The following is a 3,208-nucleotide window of genomic DNA, read 5'->3' on the forward strand; positions in this document are numbered from 1 at the left end:
CGATAGCCGCCGAACCAGACGAGCACGAGGCCGGCGAGGCTCGCCGCCACGCCGAACACGACCTTGCCGCGCTCGGCATCGTCGAAGACCGGCAGCATCGCGTGCAGCGTGCGCCCGTGGCGCTCATCAGCGCCGAGCCGACGAAGAAGGACCACAGCAGGAGATAGGGCAGGAACAGCCAGACGACGCCGCGGCCGAGGCGGGCGACCGCGCCCTCGATCAGCGTCTCACCCGTCGCCAGCTGAAAGCGCGCGAGCCCCTCGGTCACGACGAACTTGAAGAAGGCGCCGACGACCACGGCCCAGAGCACGGCCGTGCCGAGCAGCCCGCCGACGAAGCTGCTGGTGGCGAGGTCGCCCGCGCCGACGCCGGTCGCGGCGAGCAACACGCCCGGGCCCGATCATGAGCATGAGCGGGGCGCGCGATGCGGATGCGCGTCCTGGCATAAGGCTCGGCCGCCTTCCTGAGGCCCGTCTCACGTGCCGGCGCCGCCGCTTGGAACAGCGGCTTAGCGTCGAGCGCGCGATGGATCCCCGCCAGAGTCGTACTGGGCGGGCAAGGCCCTGTCAAAACAAGGGGCTGTCAAAAGGCGGCGGCCGGAGCCCGACGCGCCCCGCTCAATGCCTGTCGGCGTGCGCAGCATCCTGCCGCGTCTTCCACAGCGACGCGGCGATGCCGGTCGCCAGCAACAGAACCGTCACCGTGAGCGACAGCGCCGGCGGCAGCTTGTCGATCCCGGCAAGGTCGGCCGCGAAGACCTTCGCCCCGACAAACACCAGGATGCTGGCGAGCGCATAACGCAGATAGACGAAGCGATGGATCATGGCCGCCAGGGCGAAGTAGAGCGCCCGCAAGCCGAGAACGGCGAAGATGTTCGACGTGTAGACGATGTACGGGTCCGTGGTGATGGCGAAGATGGCCGGAATGGAATCGACGGCAAACACCACATCGGCGAATTCGATCATCACCAGGGCGAGAAAGAGCGGCGTTGCGAAGATCAGCGACCGGCCCGTCGCCGAATCCATTTTCCGGACGAAGAAGGCGTGACCGTGGTGCTCCTCGCTGACGCGCAAATGCCGCCGCAGAAACTTCAGGACCGGATTGGCGCTGACATCGTAGCTGTGCTCCGGCACGGACATCATCCTGATGCCGGTGAAAATGAGGAAGGCCGCGAACAGGTACAGCACCCATTCGAAATTGCTGACGAGCGCCACGCCGGCGCCGATCATGATGCCGCGGAGCACGAGCACGCCGAGAATGCCGTACAGCAAAGCCCGGTGCTGATGGATTCGGGGGATGGCGAAATAGCCGAAGATCATCGCGATGACAAAGACGTTGTCCATCGCGAGACTTTTCTCGATGAGAAAGCCCGTCAGATATTCCACGCCGGCCTGCCGGCCGAGCTCCCACCACACCCAGGCACCGAAGCCGAGCGCGAGAGCAATGTAGCAAGCCGACAGGGTCAGGCTCTCCGCAATGCCGATCTCGCGCGGCCGCCGATGCAGCAGGCCCAGGTCGAAAACAACCAGCGTGAGAACAACACCCAGGAAGACAGCCCACATCCAAGCGGGCTTCCCCAGAACGTCCAGGAAGAGAAACTCCATATGATGAAATGCTTACAGCCAGCGAGACCTCGACAGGGCGGTCCGACATCACAAGCGCGCCAGCCTCGCTTGCCAGAGGGGCCCGGTACCGCAGGCACTAGAGTCATGGCTTAGGAAAGCCGGCTGTGCAAGGGGCCAAATGACGCAAAATGGCTTGATCTATTGGGGCATTGACCGGGAGCGAATCGAATCGCGGGCTCTCTAGGTGTCGTCGGGCCCCTACTCCTCCGCCACGTAGACTTGGCTGCCGAGTTCGCGGAACTTCTCGCTCATCTCGTCCATGCCTTGCTGTCTTGCTTGCTCTACCGCTTCGCTGCTCGAGAGCATGTTCTTGTCGTTGAGCTTTGCGGCGTAGTCGCGCACCTCGCGGGTGATCTCCATGGAGCAGAATTTGGGTCCGCACATGGAGCAGAAATGGGCGAGCTTGTGGACCTCCTTGGGCAGCGTCTCGTCGTGATAGGCGCGCGCGTCTCCGGATCGAGCGACAGGTTGAACTGATCCTCCCAGCGGAAGCCGAAGCGCGCTTCGGACAGCGCGTCGTCCCGCTCCACGGCAATTGGATGGCCCTTGGCGAGGTCGGCGGCGTGCGCGGCGATCTTGTAGGCGATCACACCCTGCTTCACGTCATCCCGGTCCGGCAAGCCTAAGTGCTCCTTCGGCGTCACATAGCAAAGCATGGCCGTGCCGAACCAGCCGATCATCGCGGCGCCAATAGCAGACGTGATGTGGTCGTAGGCCGGCGCGATGTCGGTCACCAGCGGGCCAAGAGTATAAAAGGGCGCCTCGCCGCATTCCTTAAGCTGCTTCTCCACGTTGATCTTGATCTTGTGCAGCGGCACATGGCCCGGGCCTCGATCATCACCTGGCAGCCATGCTCCCAGGCGACCTTGGTGAGCTCGCCCAGCGTCTCGAGCTCGGCGAACTGGGCGCGGTCGTTGGCGTCGGCGATGGAGCCGGGCCGCAAGCCGTCGCCGAGCGAGAAGCTGACATCGTATTTGCGCATGATCTCGCAGATGTCTTCGAAGCGCTCGTAGAGGAAGCTCTCCTTGTGATGGGCCAGGCACCATTTGGCCATGATCGAGCCGCCGCGTGACACGATGCCGGTGACCCGGTCGGCGGTCAGGTGGATGTAGCGCAAGCGCACGCCCGCATGGATGGTGAAGTAGTCGACGCCCTGCTCGCATTGCTCGATCAGGGTGTCCTTGTAGACCTCCCAGTCGAGCTTGACCGGATCGCCGTCGACCTTCTCCAAGGCTTGGTAGATCGGCACCGTGCCGATGGGCACGGCGGCGTTCCGGATGATCCATTCGCGCGTGGTGTGGATGTTGCGGCCGGTGGAGAGATCCATGACCGTGTCGGCGCCCCAGCGGGTCGCCCACACCATCTTCTCCACCTCTTCCTCGACCGACGACGTCACCGCGGAGTTGCCGATATTGGCGTTGATCTTCGTCAAAAAGTTGCGGCCGATGATCATCGGCTCGGACTCGGGATGATTGATGTTGGCCGGGATGATGGCCCGGCCCGCGCCACCTCTTCACGCACGAACTCCGGCGTGACGAAGTCCGGCAGCGAGGCCCCGAAATCCTCGCCGTCGTCGCGCCGCG

The 3,208-nt window shown here is 64.1% G+C and carries 2 protein-coding genes and 1 pseudogene; all 3 read right to left on the minus strand.

Annotation, left to right across the window (positions count from 1 at the left end):
• Positions 1 to 388, minus strand: a 388-nt coding sequence (locus AUC71_RS10060; protein ID WP_193427036.1) for an Nramp family divalent metal transporter, incomplete at its 3' end; no start/stop codon positions are given.
• A gap of 229 nt (positions 389 to 617) precedes the next feature.
• Positions 618 to 1,604: a TerC family protein gene (locus tag AUC71_RS10065; RefSeq protein ID WP_069624159.1), complete on the minus strand. Its 987-nt coding sequence runs from the start codon at positions 1,602 to 1,604 to the stop codon at positions 618 to 620.
• A gap of 302 nt (positions 1,605 to 1,906) precedes the next feature.
• A pseudogene (gene thiC / locus AUC71_RS22350) lies at positions 1,907 to 3,078 on the minus strand (phosphomethylpyrimidine synthase ThiC).
• Positions 3,079 to 3,208: the final 130 nt, after the last annotated feature.

This window comes from Methyloceanibacter marginalis, from assembly GCF_001723295.1.
Taxonomy (GTDB): Bacteria; Pseudomonadota; Alphaproteobacteria; order Rhizobiales; family Methyloligellaceae; genus Methyloceanibacter; species Methyloceanibacter marginalis.